This window comes from Duganella rivi (assembly GCF_009857435.1).
GTDB classification, from domain to species: domain Bacteria; phylum Pseudomonadota; class Gammaproteobacteria; order Burkholderiales; family Burkholderiaceae_D; genus Rugamonas; species Rugamonas rivi.
Map to the genome: position 1 here is coordinate 814996 of NZ_WWCK01000002.1, position 18203 is coordinate 833198.

General features: G+C 60.6%; 15 protein-coding genes. 13 read left to right on the plus strand and 2 right to left on the minus strand.

Features of this window, described 5'->3' with window-relative positions; all coding sequences use genetic code 11:
* The 12 genes from GTP45_RS08215 (at window position 1) to GTP45_RS08270 (ending at window position 16038) form a co-directional block, all read left to right on the plus strand.
* Window positions 1-768, plus strand: coding sequence for an SDR family NAD(P)-dependent oxidoreductase (locus tag GTP45_RS08215; RefSeq protein WP_161013351.1), 768 nt, complete (start codon window positions 1-3; stop codon window positions 766-768).
* Between the two features lie 88 nt (window positions 769-856).
* Entirely contained in the window at window positions 857-2797 is a 1941-nt protein-coding gene (locus tag GTP45_RS08220; protein WP_161013352.1) for a glycoside hydrolase family 97 protein, read from the plus strand.
* Between the two features lie 15 nt (window positions 2798-2812).
* Entirely contained in the window at window positions 2813-4363 is a 1551-nt protein-coding gene (locus GTP45_RS08225; protein WP_161013353.1) for an alpha-N-arabinofuranosidase, read from the plus strand.
* Between the two features lie 4 nt (window positions 4364-4367).
* Window positions 4368-5930: a glycoside hydrolase family 43 protein gene (locus tag GTP45_RS08230; protein WP_161013354.1), complete on the plus strand. Its 1563-nt coding sequence runs from the start codon at window positions 4368-4370 to the stop codon at window positions 5928-5930.
* Window positions 5931-5943: 13 nt separating this feature from the next.
* Entirely contained in the window at window positions 5944-6957 is a 1014-nt protein-coding gene (locus GTP45_RS08235; protein WP_161013355.1) for an arabinan endo-1,5-alpha-L-arabinosidase, read from the plus strand.
* The gene (locus GTP45_RS08240) at window positions 6957-9386 is read left to right on the plus strand and encodes a glycoside hydrolase family 127 protein (protein WP_161013356.1); all 2430 of its coding nucleotides are present in this window, start codon (window positions 6957-6959) and stop codon (window positions 9384-9386) included. The genes GTP45_RS08235 and GTP45_RS08240 overlap by 1 nt, the downstream gene beginning before the upstream one ends.
* 114 nt (window positions 9387-9500) lie before the next feature.
* Entirely contained in the window at window positions 9501-10457 is a 957-nt protein-coding gene (locus GTP45_RS08245) for an ABC transporter substrate-binding protein (RefSeq protein WP_161013480.1), read from the plus strand.
* A 5-nt stretch (window positions 10458-10462) separates the two neighbouring features.
* Window positions 10463-12046 (plus strand): sugar ABC transporter ATP-binding protein, encoded by a 1584-nt coding sequence (locus GTP45_RS08250; RefSeq protein WP_161013357.1) that lies wholly within the window; start codon window positions 10463-10465, stop codon window positions 12044-12046.
* Window positions 12039-13124, plus strand: coding sequence for an ABC transporter permease (locus tag GTP45_RS08255; RefSeq protein WP_161013358.1), 1086 nt, complete (start codon window positions 12039-12041; stop codon window positions 13122-13124). The genes GTP45_RS08250 and GTP45_RS08255 overlap by 8 nt, the downstream gene beginning before the upstream one ends.
* Before the next feature lie 5 nt (window positions 13125-13129).
* Window positions 13130-14107 carry a galactofuranose ABC transporter, permease protein YjfF gene (yjfF, locus tag GTP45_RS08260; RefSeq protein WP_161013359.1) on the plus strand — a complete coding sequence of 326 codons (978 nt, stop codon included), beginning with the start codon at window positions 13130-13132 and terminating at the stop codon, window positions 14105-14107.
* 48 nt (window positions 14108-14155) lie between these two features.
* Window positions 14156-15097: a glycoside hydrolase family 43 protein gene (locus GTP45_RS08265; protein WP_161013481.1), complete on the plus strand. Its 942-nt coding sequence runs from the start codon at window positions 14156-14158 to the stop codon at window positions 15095-15097.
* A 2-nt stretch (window positions 15098-15099) separates the two neighbouring features.
* The gene (locus GTP45_RS08270; RefSeq protein WP_161013360.1) at window positions 15100-16038 is read left to right on the plus strand and encodes a LysR family transcriptional regulator; all 939 of its coding nucleotides are present in this window, start codon (window positions 15100-15102) and stop codon (window positions 16036-16038) included.
* A gap of 169 nt (window positions 16039-16207) precedes the next feature.
* Here the strand turns inward: GTP45_RS08270 and GTP45_RS08275 are convergent, their stop codons facing one another.
* A complete protein-coding gene (locus GTP45_RS08275) occupies window positions 16208-16612 on the minus strand; it encodes a response regulator (protein WP_161013361.1) in 405 nt (134 codons plus the stop codon).
* The gene (locus GTP45_RS08280) at window positions 16605-17108 is read right to left on the minus strand and encodes a GAF domain-containing protein (RefSeq protein WP_161013362.1); all 504 of its coding nucleotides are present in this window, start codon (window positions 17106-17108) and stop codon (window positions 16605-16607) included. The genes GTP45_RS08275 and GTP45_RS08280 overlap by 8 nt, the downstream gene beginning before the upstream one ends.
* A 154-nt stretch (window positions 17109-17262) precedes the next feature.
* Here GTP45_RS08280 and GTP45_RS08285 point away from each other — a divergent pair, with 154 nt between their 5' ends.
* On the plus strand, window positions 17263-18201 hold the full coding sequence (locus tag GTP45_RS08285) for a bifunctional helix-turn-helix transcriptional regulator/GNAT family N-acetyltransferase (RefSeq protein WP_161013363.1): 939 nt from the start codon (window positions 17263-17265) through the stop codon (window positions 18199-18201).
* Window positions 18202-18203 lie beyond the last annotated feature (2 nt).

Below are 18203 nucleotides of genomic sequence, written 5' to 3' on the forward strand. Positions count from 1 at the left end.
ATGACTCAACTGGCCAAGTTTGGCAGCTTGCGCGGTAAGCGCGTATTCATTACTGGCGGCGGCACCGGCATCGGTGAAGCGATGGTGATTTCCTTTGCGGAGCAGGGCGCGCAAGTCGCCTTTGTCGATATCGCCGTCGATGCCAGCCACGCATTGATCCGCCGCGTGAAAGAAGCAGGCTATCCCGAACCGCTGTTCCGCCAGTGCGACATTACAGACATTCCGGCATTGCAGGCCACCATGGCCGAATTGGCGGGCCTGGTTGGCGACTTCGACATCCTCGTCAACAACGCCGCCAACGACCAGCGCCACGACACCGCCGAAGTCACGCCCGAATACTGGGATAAGTGCATCGCCGTCAACCAGCGTCCGATGTTCTTCACCTGCCAAGCGGTATTGGAAGGCATGAAGAAGAAGGGCGCTGGTTCGATCATCAATGTTGGCTCGATTTCCTGGCACGTGAAGAACGCGGGCTATCCAGCATATGCGACCACCAAGGCCGCTGTGCATGGCCTGACGCGCGGCTTGGCCCGCGAGTTCGGCGCACACGGTATTCGCGTCAACACCGTCACGCCGGGCTGGGTGATGACACAACGCCAGATCGACCTGTGGCTGGACGACGCCGGTGAGCAGGACATCAAGCGCAATCAGTGCTTGCAGAATAAATTGATGCCGCAGCACGTGGCGTCAATGGTGCTGTTCCTGGCCGCCGATGACGGCGCCATGTGCACCGCTCAAGAGTTCATCGTCGACGCAGGCTGGGTATAAACCGCTTGCAGTAAGTAGCACTGTTCGCCCCCGGAGACACCGCACGTTGATGCGGCGGGGTATAGCAACCATAGAAAATGGTAGGAACATGGTGAAGACAACCATCGCCGCCGCGCTGACCAGCGTGGCCGCAGTCATAGCGCCCGCCGCAGCGCAAGCCGCCCAGCCAGGCGTGCTGGCGCTGCACAGCCCCGATAAACACGTCGCCGTCACCGTGCGCGCCGCCGACGGCAAGCTGACGTACGCCATCGCCCGCGATGGAAAGCCTGTTTTGCTGGCTTCCGATCTTGGCCTGCAACTCGCCGGCGCGGATCTGAGCAGCGACCTCACTTTGCTCGCCGCTTCCGCGCCGCGAACCCTCGAAGATCATTACCAAATGGCGGTCGGCAAAAAGCGCGATATCAGCTATCGCGCCAACGAGCAAACCTATTCGTTACAAAACGCCAGGCAGCAGAAGATCGACATCACCTTCCGCGTATCGAACGACGGCGTAGCCTTCCGCTACATCGTCGCCGAACCATCGCTGCCGCTGAAAAAGCTAGTCCAGGAACACACCACCTTCGCCCTGCCAAGCGGCAGCAAGGCATGGCTGCAACCGATGGCGGTCGCCCAAACCGGCTGGAGTAACACCAATCCATCCTATGAAGAGCACTACCAGATGGAGATCCCGGCTGGCACGAAAGCGCCAACGGATGCCGGCTGGGTCTTCCCAGCCCTGTTCAAGGCATGCAGCAACTGGCTCGCCATCTCCGAAGCCAATATGGACGGCACATGGCAAGCCTCGCGCCTTGCAGCCGACTCCACCGGCGGCAAATACAGCATCGGCAACCCGATGGCGCCAGAGGTCTACACCAACGGCGGCCTGATGGCGGAAGTGGAGGGAACACTGACCTCACCGTGGCGCGTGATCGCACTCGGTTCGCTGGCCACTGTCACCAACTCGACCCTCGGCACCGACCTGGCCGCTCCTGCCATCGCCTTTGACGCTTCGCGCGTCAAACCTGGCCACGCCTCGTGGAGCTGGGCCATCCTGAAAGACGACGGTACTGTCTACGACGTGCAAAAGCGCTTTATCGACTACGCCGCCCAGATGCACTGGGATTACACCCTGATCGATGCCGACTGGGATCGCAAGATCGGCTACGACAAGGTCAAGGAACTGGCCGATTACGCCGCCACCAAAAACGTCGACCTCCTGCTGTGGTACAACTCGTCTGGCGCATGGAACAAGACCGAGTACTCGCCAAAAAGTAAACTGCTGACCCACGAACAGCGCGTCAAGGAATTCCAGCGCCTGCGCGACATCGGCATCAAGGGCGTGAAAATCGACTTCTTCGCCGGCGACGGCCAGTCCATGATCGCCTACTACAACGGCATCCTGCGCGACGCTGCCGATGCCGGCCTGCTGGTCAACTTCCACGGTTCCACGTTACCGCGCGGCTGGTCGCGCACTTGGCCGAATCTCATGACCATGGAAGCGATCCGCGGCTTCGAGTTCACCACCTTCGAACAGAAGGATCAAGACCTGATGCCGAGCCACGCCGCCATGCTGCCGTTCACGCGGAACCTGTTCGACCCGATGGACTTCACGCCGATGGTATTCGGCGACATCCCGAATATCAAGCGCGCCAGCACCAATGGCTTTGAACTGGCGACGTCTGTGCTGTACCTGTCCGGCATCCAGCATTTTGCCGACACGCCGGAAGGCATGGCCACCGCGCCGGCCTACGTGAAAAGCTTCCTGCAAAACCTGCCGCGCAGCTGGGACGATAGCCGCTACGTGGACGGCTATCCTGGCAAGCACGCTGTGATCGCACGCCGTGCCGGCGACACCTGGTTCATCGCCGGCATCAACGGCACGGACAAGGAAAAAACGCTGACGCTGGACTTGTCCTTCGTCGGCAACAAGCAGGGCGTCATCTTCACCGACGGCGACCAGCCCCGCAGCTTTAGCCAGCGCAGCATCGCTGCCAGCAAAAAAGTAGTAGTCATCGTCAAGCCGCACGGCGGTTTTGTCATCCAACTATAAAACAGGAGACCGAGAATGAATCCAATTAAACGCGGCGTGTTCGCATTGTGCATGCTGGCTTCCGGCGGCGTATTTGCTGCCGATCCAGTCAGCCTCACCATCGACACCGCCAAGCCGGGCGCGATCATCAACAAGGATGTGTATGGCCAGTTTGCCGAACACCTTGGTACCGGCATCTACGAAGGTATTTGGGTCGGCCCTAAATCCAAAACGCCCAACACCAAGGGCTGGCGTAACGACGTGGTCGGTGCGCTGAAAGACATCAAGGTGCCGCTGGTGCGCTGGCCGGGCGGCTGCTTCGCCGACGAATACCACTGGCGCGACGGCATCGGCCCACGCGAGAAGCGCCCGGTCAAGGTCAACACCAACTGGGGCGGCGTGGATGAATCCAACGCCGTCGGCACGCATGAATTCTTCGACCTGGTTGACCTTCTGGGCGCGGACGCCTACGTCAACGGCAACCTCGGCACCGGCAGCGCGCAAGAGATGTCGGAGTGGGTCGAGTACATGACCTCCGACAGCAAGTCCACGCTGGCTAACATGCGCCGCAAGAATGGCCGCGACAAGCCGTTCAAGGTCGCTTACTTCGCGGTCGGTAACGAGGCTTGGGGATGCGGCGGCAATATGAGCCCGCAGTACTACTCGGATCTGTACAAGCAGGTCGAAACCTTCCTGCGCGCACCGAAGCAGTATCGTCCTAAGATTATCGCCAGCGGTGGTAACGACAACGACGTGGCTTGGTCTGATGTGCTGAGCAAGGAGCTGAAAAAACAAACCGACGGCATCAGCTTCCACTACTACACCATCCCAACCGGTAAATGGGACGTGAAGGGCGCTTCGACCAGCTTCCAGGAAAACGAATGGATTTCGACGCTGTCCAACACGCTGCGCATGGAGAGCCACATCCAAAAGAACACCGCCGCCATGGACAAGCACGACCCGGAGAAAAAACTGGGCCTGTTCGTCGACGAATGGGGCACTTGGTACGACGTGGAGAAAGGCACCAATCCTGGCTTCCTGTTCCAGCAAAATACCCTGCGCGATGCCGTGGTTGCAGCGCTTAACTTCAACATCTTCCACGCCCACGCTGATCGTGTGCGCATGACGAATATTGCGCAGATGGTCAATGTGCTGCAAGCGATGATCTTGACCGACAAGGACAAGATGATTCTTACGCCGACATACTACGCATACCAGATGTATGTGCCGTTCCAGAATGCGACCTCGCTGCCTGTCTCGCTGCAAAACAATCCTGACTACAGCGTCGGCAATGTGAAGATCCCTGAGATCAGCGCGTCGGCTGCGCGCGGCACCGACGGCAAGCTGTATGTGGCGCTGGTGAATACCAATCCAAATCAGCCGGCCGATGTGGCACTGAACATTCCGGGCCAAGCTGTGAAAGCAGTGAAGGGACGCGTGCTGACCGCCGCTGCGATGGATGCGCATAACACCTTCGCAGCGCCGCAAGCGATTAAGCCTGCGCCGTTTAGCGCTGCTGCCGGCGCCGATGGCAAGCTGACGGTCAAAGTGCCTGCCAAGGCCGTGATTGTGGTCGCAGTGGAGTAAATATATGGATGACATCAACATCACGCGCCGGAAGGTGATTTCCGCCGGCGGCGTGGCGTTAGTGTTGGCGGGTTGCGGCGGCGGTGGCGGCGGGACTACGCCAACACCCGCGCCTACGCCGACGCCGACTCCTACGCCCACTCCGACACCAACGCCAACGCCAACGCCAACGCCAACGCCAACGCCAACTTCAGTCACGTTCACGGAAGCGTCGGTACACGATCCATCCGTCATCAAGGTGGACGGCACGTTCTACGTGTTTGGTTCGCACCTCGCCGCTGCCAAATCGACGGACTTGATGAACTGGACTAAGGTCGCCGATGGCGTCAACGCGGCTAATCCACTATTCAACAATGTGGTGACCTCGCTGGCCGATACCTTCGCATGGGCGCAGGTGACGGATCTGTGGGCGCCGGATGTGGTGAAACTCGCCGACGGCAAGTTCTATCACTACTACTGCGCTTGCAAAGGCGACTCCCCGCGCTCGGCACTGGGTCTCGCGGTGGCGGACAAGGTGGAAGGCCCGTACGTCAGCAAGCAAATCCTGCTCAAGTCGGGCAACTGGGGCGGGCCGGGCGAGGATGGCGTTACGATTTACGACGCGCTGACCATGCCCAACGTGGTGGATCCGAACACCTTCTTCGACCAGCAGGGCAAGCTGTGGATGATCTACGGCTCTTACTCGGGCGGCATCTTCATCCTTGAGATGGACACCGCCACCGGTTTGCAGAAGCCGGGGCAGGGCTATGGGAAGCACCTGATCGGCGGGAATCATAGCCGCATCGAGGGCGCGTATGTGTTGTACAGCCCTCAGTCGAAGTTCTACTACATGTTCACGTCCTTCGGCGGCCTGGATGCCAACGGCGCGTATAACATGCGCGTATCGCGCTCGGTTAATCCGAACGGCCCGTATCTGGATGCGAAGGGCAACGATATGGCGAACGTCAAATCGAATCCAGCGCTGCCGCTGTTTGACGATGCGACCATTGCGCCATACGGTCAGAAGATCATGGGCAATCACCAGTTTGCGCTGGCGGCTGGCGAGACGGGGACGCCGCTCGGCTATGTATCGCCGGGCCACAACTCGGCTTACTACGAAGCGTCGACCGGCCAGTACTTCCTGATCTTCCATACCCGTTTCCCTGGTACGGGTGAACTGCACCAGATCCGCGTGCATGAGATGTTCATCAACGCCGATGGCTGGCCGGTGGTGGCGCCGTTCCGCTACGCGCCGCTGAGCAAAAACGCTACTACCTTGTCGGCTGAAGTAACGGCGTCCGATGCGGCGGGAACGTATAAGATGATCAATCACGGCAAGGACATCTCGACGGCAATCAAGGCTTCGCAAGAAGTGGTGTTGAAGGCGGATGGCACGGTGTCCGGTGCGGCCAGCGGTACGTGGAAGCATGACGGCAGTAACAAGATCACGCTGACGCTCGGCGCAGCCGGGACGTTCGCTGGCGTGCTGTCGCGCCAGTGGAATACCAACGCCAGCGCGTTTGTGGTGACGTGGACGGCGCAATCGGTGGACGGCGTCTCCATTTGGGGCGCGCGTACCGGCAACTGATAAGAGGTTCGTAATGAAGCAAGTTTTATTGGCGGTGACGTTTGCGTTGGCTTCGGTGGGTTGCATGGCCAAGGAAGTCAGCGTGCACGATCCGGTAATGGCCAAGGAAGGCGATACTTACTACGTGTTCAGCACGGGGCCGGGGATCACTTTCTACAGTTCCAAGGATATGAAGAACTGGACGCCGGAGGGCCGAGTGTTCAAGGGCCAGCCGGTATGGGCGAAGAAGGCCGCGCCGACGTTTGACGACCATATCTGGGCGCCGGACATCCAGTTCCATAACGGGCAATACTATTTGTATTATTCCGTTTCGGGATTTGGCAAGAATACGTCCGGCATCGGCGTCACAGTCAATAAAACGCTCAATCCGCGCTCGCCTGACTACAAGTGGGAGGACAAGGGGATGGTGCTCCAATCGGTGCCGCTGCGCGATGACTGGAACGCCATCGACCCGAATGTGATTCAGGATGAGAAGGGCGACGCCTGGATGTCGTTCGGCTCATTCTGGAGCGGGCTGAAAATCGTGAAGCTGAACAAGGAGTGGACTGGTTTGGCCGAGCCGCAGGAGTGGCACGCGATTGCCAGCCGGTCGCGCAGCAAGTCGGTCGCCGACGCCTCGGCAGGGCCGGACGAGATTGAAGCGCCGTTCATCTTCAAGAAGGGTGATTACTATTACCTGTTTGCGTCGTTTGGTCTTTGCTGCCGCAAGGGCGATAGCACCTACAACGTGGTGGTCGGACGCTCGAAGCAATTAATCGGGCCATATGTGGACAAGAGCGGCATCGACATGATGAAAGGCGGCGGCTCGCTGCTGATCGCCGGCGACAAGGACTGGAAGGGCCTGGGGCACAACAGCGCTTACACGATGGACGGCAAGGACTACCTTGTCCTCCATGCGTATGAGACGGCCGACAATTACCTGCAAAAGCTGAAGATCATGGAAATGAAGTTCGACAGCGCCGGCTGGCCGACGGTCGATCCTGCAGACCTGAACAAATACCGCAGCAACCAGCTGCCAGCGAAGTAATGACGTCCGCGCAGCCATCCCGCCGCCGCGCGCTGAAACTAGCCGCCGGCGCTGCTGCCACCGTCGCGTCTCACCGCGCGCTTGCCAGTGCGTCCGATGCGCCGGCCGCGGCGGCGGGGGCCGGCCTCGCTACGTCCGGCAAGCTGTCGCTGTTCCCGCTGAACGCAGTGCGCCTCGGCCCCAGTCCTTTTCTGGAAGCCCAGCAGACCGACCTGCGCTACATCCTCGCGCTGGACGCTGACCGTTTGCTCGCTCCGTTTCTGCGCGAAGCCGGCCTGCCGCTCAAGCGGCCCACGTACGGCAACTGGGAATCGAGTGGCCTTGATGGCCACATGGGCGGCCACTATCTGTCCGCGCTCGCCCTCATGTTCGCCGCCACCGGCGACAAGCAAGTTCACGAACGCCTGAACTACGCCATTGCAGAACTCAAACGCTGCCAGCAAGCCAACGGCAACGGCTACATCGGCGGCATCCCCGGCGGCGCGGCCGCATGGAACGACATCGCGCAAGGCAAACTCCACGCCGATAACTTCTCAGTGAACGGCAAATGGGTGCCATGGTATAACCTGCACAAAACCTACGCCGGCCTGCGCGACGCCTACACGTACGCGGGCAGCGAAGACGCCCGCACCATGCTGATCGCGCTGTGCGACTGGACGCTGGAACTAAGCTCGCACCTGACCGACGACCAAATGCAATCCATGCTCCGCGGCGAGCATGGCGGCATGAACGAAGTACTGGCCGACGTCGCCCAAATGACCGGCCAGCAAAAATACATGGACTTGGCGATCCGCTTCTCGCACCAGGCCATATTGCGTCCTCTGGAACAGGGCAAAGACCAGCTCACCGGTCTGCACGCCAACACGCAAATCCCGAAAGTCATTGGCTTCAAACGCATTGGCGACATCACGCAGCGCAAGGACTGGCAAAAAGCCGCAGCATTCTTCTGGCAGACTGTCCACGATCACCGCACCGTCGCCATCGGCGGCAACAGCGTCAAAGAACACTTCCACGACGATAAAGACTACTCGTCCATGATCGAGGAAGTGGAAGGCCCGGAAACCTGCAACACCTACAATATGCTCAAGCTCACCGAACTGCTATTCCTCGGTGACGCCAAAGGCAGCTACGCCGATTACTACGAGCGCGCGCTGTACAACCACATACTCTCGTCGCAGCACCCGAACAGCGGAGGCTTCGTCTACTTCACGCCGATGCGGCCGAATCACTACCGCGTGTATTCGCAGCCGCAGAAGGCAATGTGGTGCTGCGTTGGTTCCGGCATCGAGAGCCATGCCAAATACGGAGAATTCATCTACGCCCATCGCGGCGACAGTTTGTACGTCAACCTGTTCATCCCATCGACGCTGGATTGGCGCGAGCAAGGCGTGCAAATCCGCCAGTCCAACCGCTTCCCGGATGAAGGCCGCAGCACCATCACCATCAAGGGCAATAAGACCTTCACGCTGAAGATCCGTTATCCAGAGTGGGTGCAGCAGGGCGCATTGCGCCTGACAGTCAACGGCAAGCCGATGGCCGCCGCCATCGGCGCGGATCGTTACGTGAACCTGCGCCGTCTATGGCGCGATGGCGATAAAGTCGAAATCCACCTGCCGATGACGACGCGGCTGGAACAAATGCCCGACAAATCGGCCTACTTCGCCGTGCTGCACGGCCCTGTGGTGCTGGCCGCGAAAACCAATCCGTTCCCCGGCGAGCAGCTCAACTATCTGGCCGACGACAGCCGCATGGGCCACATCGCCAGCGGCCCGGTATGCCCGTTGGAGCAAGCGCCGGTGCTGGTCAGCGACAACGCCAACTTTGCGGGCCGCTTCCGTGCAGTCCCAGGCCGCCCGTTAACCTTCACCGCACCGGGCCTGGTGCAGAGCGCCGCTGCCGGCCCGACCACTTTCGTCCCATTCTTCCGCGTGCACGACGCGCGCTACGTGGTCTACTGGCCGTACTCCACGCAGGACGGCCTGGCCGAACGCCGCGCCAAAGCTGCGGAAGCAGAAAAAGAGCGCCTCGCGCTGGACGCGCAAACCATCGACCAAGTCGCACCGGGCGAACAGCAACCGGAGTCCGATCACTTCTTCAAGGCCGAAGGCGCCGACGCGGGCGTCAACAAGGGCAAGCACTGGCGGCACGCAACCGGCTGGTTCAGCTACGAGCTGACCGATAAAAACTCCGAAGCCCGCGTGCTGCGGCTGACATATGCAAAAGCAGATGCCGGCCGCCGCTTCGATATCTTAATCAATGACCGGTTGCTGGCCGAAGTCCGCCTTGATGCGGTTGCTCCTGGGGAACTTTACACCCACGACTACGCCATTCCGGCTGGCGCCGCAGTGGCGGGCAGGCTGGTAGTCAAATTTGTGGCCCGCGAAGGTTCGGTGGCAGGGGGCTTGTACGGCTTGCGTTTGCTGCGCTGACATATCAAAATTGATATTGCAGACTGCGAAAATATCATTGGATAGATATTTGTAATTCTCATAGTATTTATCTGAAAAATAAAAACCTGACAGCTATTTGGAGACTTAGCCATGATGAATCGTAGAACCGTGCTGGCTGCCGCATTGGCCGCTGCCGCCGCCCTGGGCGCACCAGCCTTCGCCGCCAAGCCGCTGGTGATCGGCTTTTCGCAGGTCGGCGCCGAGAGCGAGTGGCGCACCGCGAACACCGTCTCGATCAAGGACGCCGCCAAGAAGGAAGGCATCACCCTCAAATTCGCCGACGCCCAGCAGAAGCAGGAAAACCAGGTCAAGGCGATCCGCTCCTTCATCGCCCAGCGCGTGGACGTGATCGCGTTCTCGCCGGTGGTGGAATCGGGCTGGGACACTGTGCTGCGCGAAGCCAAGCGCGCCAACATCCCCGTGATTCTGACCGACCGCGCGGTCAACGTCAGCGATCTTTCGCTGTACGTGAGCTTCCTCGGTTCGGACTTCGTGGAAGAGGGCCGCCGCGCCGGCCGCTGGCTGGTGGAACGTCAAAAGAAAACCCCCGATGCCGTTTTAAATATCGTTGAACTGCAAGGCACCGTCGGTTCCGCGCCGGCGCTGGATCGCAAGAAGGGCTTTGAAGAAGTCATCGCCGGTAACGCCAAGCTGAAAGTGATCCGCTCCCAGACCGGCGACTTCACCCGCGCCAAGGGCAAGGAAGTGATGGAAGCCTTCCTCAAGGCCGAGGGCAAGAAGATCAACGTGCTGTATGCGCACAACGACGATATGGCCATCGGCGCGATCCAGGCGATCGAGGAAGCTGGCCTGAAACCGGGCAAGGACATCATTGTGATTTCGATCGACGGCGTGAAGGGCGCATTTGAAGCCATGATCGCCGGGAAGCTGAATGTGACGGTGGAGTGCAATCCACTGCTCGGCCCTCAGTTGATGCAGATCGCCAAGGATGTCGTGGCCGGAAAGCCTGTACCTAAGCGCGTTGTGACGCAAGAAGGCGTGTTCCCGGCCGAAGTCGCGGCCAAGGAATTCCCGAACCGTAAATACTGATTGCAATGACGATCATCTCCTCTGCGCCGGCGCCAGTGCTTGAACTGCGCGGCATCAGCAAGGCTTTCACCGGTGTGCAGGCTTTGAATGGCGTGTCGCTTAATCTGTATCCCGGTGAAGTGCACACGCTGATGGGCCAGAACGGCGCGGGCAAGTCGACGCTGATCAAGGTGCTGACTGGTGTTTATACGCCGGATCATGGGCAGATCCTGTTGGCGGGGCAGGCGATACAGCCGCAGTCAACGCTGGATGCGCAGAACCATGGCATCAGCACTGTTTATCAGGAAGTGAATCTTTGCCCGAATTTGTCAGTGGCGGAGAATATTTTCATCGGACGCTATCCGCGCAAGCTGGGGCGCATCGATTGGGCCGGCATGGCGAAGCAGGCTACTGAGCTGCTGGAGCGCATGCAGATTCGGATCGATGTGACGCTGCCGCTCGCACACTATCCGCTGGCGATCCAGCAGATGGTAGCGATTTCGCGTTCGCTGCTGGTGTCGGCCAAGGTGCTGATCCTGGACGAGCCGACTTCCTCGCTCGATGAGAAGGAAGTGGATTTGCTGTTCAGCGTGTTGCGTGGCTTGCGCGAGCAGGGCATGGCGATTCTGTTTGTGACGCACTTCCTTGATCAGACCTATGCGATTTCGGATCGCATTACCGTGATGCGCAATGGCGAGCGGGAAGGCGAGTACCTGGCCGCCGACCTGTCGCGCGTGGAGTTAGTCAACAAGATGGTCGGTGCACCAGCCGCCAACGATGCTGCCACCGCGAGCGCACAGCCTACCGCCAGCCACGCGGCCGCAGGCGGCGTCGCCGACGCGAATGGGACGGCCGTCGCTGGCGAGGGCCGCTTCAAAGCGTTCTTGCGTGCGGTCGGCTTGGGGCGGCGGGGCGCGTTGCAGCCGATGGATCTGGAAATCCGCGAAGGCGAGTTACTGGGCCTTGCCGGTTTGCTGGGATCCGGCCGCACCGAGGCAGCCCGCCTGCTGTTCGGCGCGGACAAGGCGGATAGCGGCGCCATCACCATCGACGGCAAGGAGCGCAATCTGTCCTCGCCGCGCGACGCCATCGCCGCCGGCATTGGCTTCTGTTCCGAAGACCGCAAGCACGAAGGCGCTATTCTCGACCTCTCTGTGCGCGAGAACCTGATCCTCGCCCTGCAAGCCCGCACTGGCATCATGCGCGCCATCCCGCTCAAACGCCAGCAGCAACTGGCGGAAGAATACGTGAAAGCGCTCGGCATCAAAACCGCTAGCATCGAAACGCCTATCGGTTCGCTCTCCGGCGGCAATCAGCAAAAAGTGCTGCTGGCCCGCTGGCTGGTCACCGATCCAAAACTGCTGATACTGGACGAGCCAACGCGCGGCATCGACGTCCGCGCCAAGCAGGAGATCATGGACTACGTGTCGGCACTGTGCAAGAAAGGCATGTCCATCCTGTTCATCTCCTCCGAATTGCCCGAGGTGCTGCGCGTGAGCGACCGCATCGTCGTCATGCGCGACCGCAAAGCCGGCGGTGAATACCCGCGCGGTGCGCTGGATGAAACCTCCGTGCTGCAAGTAATCGCTGCTGGAGACCAGCATGCATAGTTCCGCCGTACGCGCCGCCGCACCAACCAAATCAAGCTTGCCTATGTTCGTGCATCACCCATTATTCCGGCCACTGGCCGCGCTGGCGATCCTGCTGTTGATCGACTTGATCCTGATCCCCGGCTTCTTCCACCTGGAGATCAAGGACGGCCACTTGTACGGCAGCTTGATCGACATCGCCAACCGCGCGGCGCCGCTGATTCTTGCGGCCATCGGCATGACGCTGGTGATCGCCACGCGCGGCATCGACATCTCGGTCGGCGCCACGGTCGCCATCAGCGGAACCGTAGCCGCGATGCTCGTCGGCGGCACCATGGTCATGAACAATGGCACGCCCGAATACGTGGCCAACACCCCGATGTGGATCGCGCTGGCCGCCGCCATGGGCGCAGCGCTGCTGTGCGGTGCATGGAACGGCGCACTGGTGGCAGGTCTCGGCCTGCAACCCATCGTCGCCACCCTGATCCTGATGGTGGCGGGGCGCGGCCTTGCACAGCTGTTTACCGACGGCCAAATCATCACCGTCTACTACCAGCCGTTCTTCTTCCTGGGCAGCGGCTATCTGCTTGGCTTGCCGTTCTCGCTGTTCATCGTTGCCGCCGTCTTTATCGTGACCGCAGTGCTGCTGCGTAAAACAGCGCTCGGCCTGTTCATCCAATCAGTCGGCATCAACCCGGTGGCCGCGCGGCTGGCCGGTTTGAAGACAGCCTCGCTGATCTTCTTCGTCTATGTCTTCTGCGCTGCTTGTGCGGGCGTGGCAGGCCTGATGATCACCTCCAACATCAAAAGCGCGGACGCCAACAACGCTGGCCTGCTGCTGGAACTGGACGCCATCCTCGCCGTCACGCTGGGCGGCACCTCGCTGGCCGGCGGCAAATTCAGCTTGGCCGGCAGCGTGATTGGCGCGCTGATTATTCAAACGCTGACCTATACCATCTACTCTCTTGGCCTGCCGCCGGAAGTGAACATGGTGGTCAAGTCGGTGGTCGTCTTTGTGATTTGCGTATCGCAGTCGGCGGAATTCAAAACCATGTGGCGCCGCGCTTTCCCTGGCGCTCGCGGAGGTAGCCAACAATGAGCAGCATGAGCCTTCCACGCACGTCTATCACCTCGTCGCCGTACTTTACTTCGCTGATTACCGTATTCCTGCTGGTTGTCCTGCTGGGCGCTGGCGGTGCCGCTTATCCGGGCTTCCTGTCCTTGCAGGTGCTGTTCAACCTCCTGATCGACAACGCGTTCCTGCTGGTGATTGCGGTCGGCATGAGCTTCGTCATCCTGTCCGGCGGCATCGACCTGTCGGTGGGCTCCGTGCTGGCGCTGACTACCATGATCAGCGCCTACATGCTGCAAACGTGGCACCTGCCGCCGCTGCTGGTGATCGTCATCGCACTGGCCATCGGCACGCTGTTCGGCGCGGCGATGGGGGCGATGATCCACTACTTCAAACTGCAGCCGTTCATCGTCACGCTGGCCGGCATGTTCCTCGCGCGCGGCCTGTGCTACCTGATCAGCATCAACTCGATTACCATCGACGACCCGTTCTTCGTCGCGTTGTCGCAAACGCAGCTGCCGGTTGGCGACTGCTTCATCTCGCCGGGGGCCTTGATCGCGCTTGTGACACTGGCCGCCGCCATCTACGTCGCGCATTGCACGCCGTTCGGCCGCGCCATCTACGCCATCGGCGGCAACGAGCAATCGGCATTGATGATGGGCCTGCGCGTGGCGCGCACCAAGGTGCTGATCTACGCCTTCAGCGGCTTTTGCGCGGCGCTGGCCGGCATCTTGTTCTCGTTCTACATGCTGTCGGGTTACGGCCTGCATGCACAAGGTACGGAGCTCGACGCCATCGCTGCGGTGGTCATCGGCGGCACGCTGCTCAGCGGCGGTTACGGCTATGTGGCAGGCGCGCTGACCGGCGTGCTGGTGCTGGGCTCCATTCAAACACTGATCGCCTTCGATGGCACATTGAGTTCATGGTGGACTAAGATCGTCATTGGCGGTCTGTTGTTTATGTTCTGCGTCGTACAGCGCGTGATGACAATGCGCAGCAATAAAAAATAAATAAAAAAGACCCTCACTACACTGGAGAGCAACTTGAAGAAAAATCTGATGCTCGCTGCGGCGAGCCTGTTGGCGCTCGCCGCTAACGCGGCCAATCCCATCCTGCCCAAGCTGTACACCGCCGATCCCGCGGCCTTCGTGGAAAACGGCACCGTCTACCTGTACGTCGGCCATGACTCGGCCTCGCCGACCGACAAGGACTACGTCATGAAAGAATGGCGCATGTACAGCAGCTGCGACATGAAGAACTGGGTCGACCGCGGTTCGCCGATCCAGCCATCCGCCTTCAAATGGGCCATCGGCAAAGTGGATGCATGGGCAGCCGACATCACCAAGCGCGATGGCAAATACTACTTCTACGCCACCGTCGATCACGCCAGCATTCCGGGCCGCGCCATTGGCGTGGCGGTGTCCGATAAACCGGAAGGCCCGTTCGTGGACGCGCGCGGCACGGCGCTCATCACCAACAATATGACGCTGGAAGCGCCGATCGCATGGGACGATATCGATCCCGGCGTCTTTATCGACGATGACGGCCAGGCGTATCTCTACTGGGGCAACACGGTGCTCAAGTACGCCAGGCTGAAAGCCAATATGACCGAGCTGGATGGACCGATTCACACCGTGGGCATGGATCGCTTCACTGAAGCGCCGTATCTGCACAAGCATAACGGCACCTACTACCTGTCCTACTCGCGCGACTTCCCGGAGGAGACCGCGTACTACACCGGCCCTAGCGCCACCGGCCCCTGGAAATTCCAAGGCGTGATCATGTCGAAAAACGCCAAGGTGAAAACCATCCACCAGGCGATCGTTGAGTTCAACGGCAAGAACTACATCTTCTACCACAACGCCAAACTGCCGGGTGGCGCGGAGTTCCGCCGTTCGGTCGCGGTGGAGGAGTTCACGTACAATGCTGACGGCACCATCCCGTTCATCAAGCAGACAAAAGAAGGCCCGGCGGCCAATCCAAGCGCTGCCTGTAAGTGATTATGGATACAAACCCAAATTGGTTCCTGCGCGCGCGCCTGAAAACGCGCCAGCTGTTGCTGCTCATTGCGCTGGACGAACAACGCAACATCCACCGTGCTTCGGAAGAACTGCACATGACGCAGCCTGCCGCGTCCAAGCAGCTGAAGGACTTGGAAGAGATGCTGGGGGTGCAGCTGTTCGAGCGCCTGCCGCGCGGCATGGAGCCGACAATCTACGGCGAGACCATGATCCGCCACGCGCGCATGGCGCTGACCAGCCTCTCGCTGGCGCACGAAGACATCGTCGCCATCAAGGCTGGGCTAAGTGGGCAGGTGGACATCGGCACCATCATGACGCCGGGGATTGCGCTGCTGCCGCAGGCGATCACGCGCACCAAGCAGCATGCGCCCAAGCTGCGCATCGGCGTGGAGATGGAGCAGTCCAACGTGTTGCTGGAGCAGTTGCAGCGCGGCCGTCTCGACTTCATGATCGGCCGCATTCCAGAACGCGAAAGCGCCGAGGGCTTGAGCTACGAAGAACTGGGCGACGAGCCGGCATGTGCGGTGGTGCGTCCCGGCCATCCGCTGCTGAAGGCCAAAAACCTGCAACTGCGCGACATCGCCACCCAGCCGTGGATCTTGCCGCCGCAAGGCTCGATCTTGCGCGCGCGCTGCGAGTTGATGTTCCGCCGCGCCGGCCTGGAAGTGCCGATCAACGTGGTCGACACCACGGCGGTGCTGCTAATTAAGCCGCTGCTGCAGCAAACGGATGCGCTCAACGTGATGCCGATCGCGGTGGCCAAGTACTATGAATCGCAGGGCGTGCTAAACATCCTGCCGATCGAACTGCCATGCCGGATGGACGCCTTCGGCATTATCACCGTGGACGGCCACATCCTCTCGCCGGGCGCGGAACTGCTGCTCAAATCCGTGCGCGAAGTGGCGCGGGAAATCTATTAGAGGGTTTGACGCTGCTTGTCGCTGTAAAAATGCGCGGCACCAACCCAACCCGCACACCGCTGCGGCCAGGGTCTGACCCCGTACGGGGTCAGACCCTTTTGTTTGGGGTACTAAGAGCAGCAAACCTGTTTGGTTCCCACGGTAATTGAGACTGTGTACCCCGGCTTGGCTACTTGCCAAATGCCTCAAACGCTTCCAGCAGGATTTTGGCGCGGAAGGGTTTGAGGATGACGCGGTTGACTTGGCGTTCGCGCAGTTCGCGCATGAGGTCTGCGGTGGCCTGGTCGACCATCACGGCGATGGGGATGGTGGCCGGGCTGGCGGACAGGCCGTTGCGGACTTTGTCCAGTAGCGCGAGGTTGTAGTGGCCGTCGCCGTCCGCGCCGCAGTCGATGGAAATTACTGCGCCTTGATAAGCGCGTTCGCGTAGCATGCGTTCGGCCGCTTGCACGGTGGCTGCTTCGTGCACTGTCCCCATGCCCAGCGAGCGCGCCGTCAGCGAGACGGTTTTGCGCAGCAGGTTTTGTTCTTCCACCAGCAGCATGTTGAGGTTACGCGCCGTAGCTTCAGCCATGGGGCGCCTCCGCAGGCTTGGACAGTTCTTCAACGAGAAGGTCGCGCAGCGAGGTGAGGATCGCTAACTCCGTCACATCCAGATCGCGCGGCGTGTGGTCGATCAGGCATAGCGTGCCGATGACGTAACCGGACGGCATGGCCAGCGGGGCGCCGGCGTAGAAGATGACGTGCGGCGGCCCGGTCACCAGCGGGTTGTCGGCAAAGCGCTCGTCCTCGCGCGAGTTGGGAATGACGAAGATGTCCGGTTGCAGAATGGCGTGGCCGCAGAACGAGATATCGCGCCCGGCTTCGCACGCATCCAATCCCACGCGGGCCTTGAACCACTGGCGATTTTCATCGATGAGGGAGATGAGCGCGATCGGCACGTCGAATTCCTGCGCGGCGAATTGCACCACTTTGTCGAGACGTTCTTCCGGCGGCGTGTCGAGGATCAGCATCTCGCGCAGGGCGGCGAGACGTTCGCGATCATTGTCCGGGATCGGCGCAACTAACATGGCAAAGACGGCGCGATGGCCGCGTAGTCGTGTTGCGCTTACTTTAACAGTATCGGCTTCGCACGGCACATTTCTGTGCGTGGCTGCGACACTTTGTTGACTCAGTCAGCAATATGTCGCACAATCGTCGGCAGTTTGAAATGTCGGAGTCCTCATGCCTGTCCCTGCGTTCACAGACCGCGTTGCGGCGGTTCGTTCCTTTAATCGCTTTTTCACGCGCCAGATCGGGGTGCTGCGCGAAGGCCTGCTGCACAGCGAATTCACGCTGACCGAGATGCGCGTGCTGTACGAGCTGGCGCATCACGGCGACCAGCCGTCGGCGGCGCTGTGCCGCGATCTGGGATTGGATCGCGGTTACCTGAGCCGCATCATCGCCAAGTTTGAAAGCGCGGGCCTGGTCAGCAAAGTGCCATCGGCTACCGACGGCCGTGCCAAGCTGCTGCACCTGACGGAGCAGGGCCGCGCTGTCTACGAGCCGCTGGATCGCCGCTCGCGCGAGGAGGTGGGCGATATGCTGTCGCGCTTTGGCGAGTCGGATCAACTGCGCATGCTGGACGCCATGCGCACCATACGCGATCTGCTTGATGCCGAAAGTGGCATGAAATACGCGCAGCCGTTTGTGTTGCGTGCTCACGGCCCCGGCGACATGGCCTGGATCACGCGCCGCCACGGCGAAATCTATACGACCCAGCAGGGCTGGGACAGCAGCTTCGAAACGCTGGTCGGCCAAATCTGCGCCGACTTTGAACGCGACTTCGATCCGAAACTGGAGCACTGTTGGATCGCCGAGATGAACGGCCAGCCGGTTGGTTCCATCGCGCTGGCGCGCAGCGGCGAAGAGGGCGTGGCGAAACTGCGGCTGCTGTTGGTCGAAGAGCAGGCGCGCGGCTACGGGCTCGGATCGCGACTGGTCGACGAGTGCCACCGCTTCGCCCGCGCCGCCGGCTACCGCAAGATGCGCTTGTGGACTACGGATCAGCAAAAGGAAGCACGCCACATCTATCAAAACAAGGGCTACGTGCTGGTGGCGGAAGAGCCGGCGCATGCCTTCGGCAAGGACATGGTCAACGAGACGTGGGAGATGGATCTCTGACG

Coding starts and splice junctions, on each gene's coding strand:
- GTP45_RS08230 (WP_161013354.1), top strand. CDS start 4,368: ATGGATGACATCAACATCACGCGCCGGAAGGTGATTTCCGCCGGCGGC.
- yjfF (WP_161013359.1), top strand. CDS start 13,130: ATGAGCCTTCCACGCACGTCTATCACCTCGTCGCCGTACTTTACTTCG.
- GTP45_RS08245 (WP_161013480.1), top strand. CDS start 9,501: ATGAATCGTAGAACCGTGCTGGCTGCCGCATTGGCCGCTGCCGCCGCC.
- GTP45_RS08220 (WP_161013352.1), top strand. CDS start 857: ATGGTGAAGACAACCATCGCCGCCGCGCTGACCAGCGTGGCCGCAGTC.
- GTP45_RS08255 (WP_161013358.1), top strand. CDS start 12,039: ATGCATAGTTCCGCCGTACGCGCCGCCGCACCAACCAAATCAAGCTTG.
- GTP45_RS08285 (WP_161013363.1), top strand. CDS start 17,263: ATGCCTGTCCCTGCGTTCACAGACCGCGTTGCGGCGGTTCGTTCCTTT.
- GTP45_RS08215 (WP_161013351.1), top strand. CDS start 1: ATGACTCAACTGGCCAAGTTTGGCAGCTTGCGCGGTAAGCGCGTATTC.
- GTP45_RS08225 (WP_161013353.1), top strand. CDS start 2,813: ATGAATCCAATTAAACGCGGCGTGTTCGCATTGTGCATGCTGGCTTCC.
- GTP45_RS08265 (WP_161013481.1), top strand. CDS start 14,156: ATGCTCGCTGCGGCGAGCCTGTTGGCGCTCGCCGCTAACGCGGCCAAT.
- GTP45_RS08280 (WP_161013362.1), bottom strand. CDS start 17,108: ATGTTAGTTGCGCCGATCCCGGACAATGATCGCGAACGTCTCGCCGCC.
- GTP45_RS08270 (WP_161013360.1), top strand. CDS start 15,100: ATGGATACAAACCCAAATTGGTTCCTGCGCGCGCGCCTGAAAACGCGC.
- GTP45_RS08275 (WP_161013361.1), bottom strand. CDS start 16,612: ATGGCTGAAGCTACGGCGCGTAACCTCAACATGCTGCTGGTGGAAGAA.
- GTP45_RS08250 (WP_161013357.1), top strand. CDS start 10,463: ATGACGATCATCTCCTCTGCGCCGGCGCCAGTGCTTGAACTGCGCGGC.
- GTP45_RS08235 (WP_161013355.1), top strand. CDS start 5,944: ATGAAGCAAGTTTTATTGGCGGTGACGTTTGCGTTGGCTTCGGTGGGT.
- GTP45_RS08240 (WP_161013356.1), top strand. CDS start 6,957: ATGACGTCCGCGCAGCCATCCCGCCGCCGCGCGCTGAAACTAGCCGCC.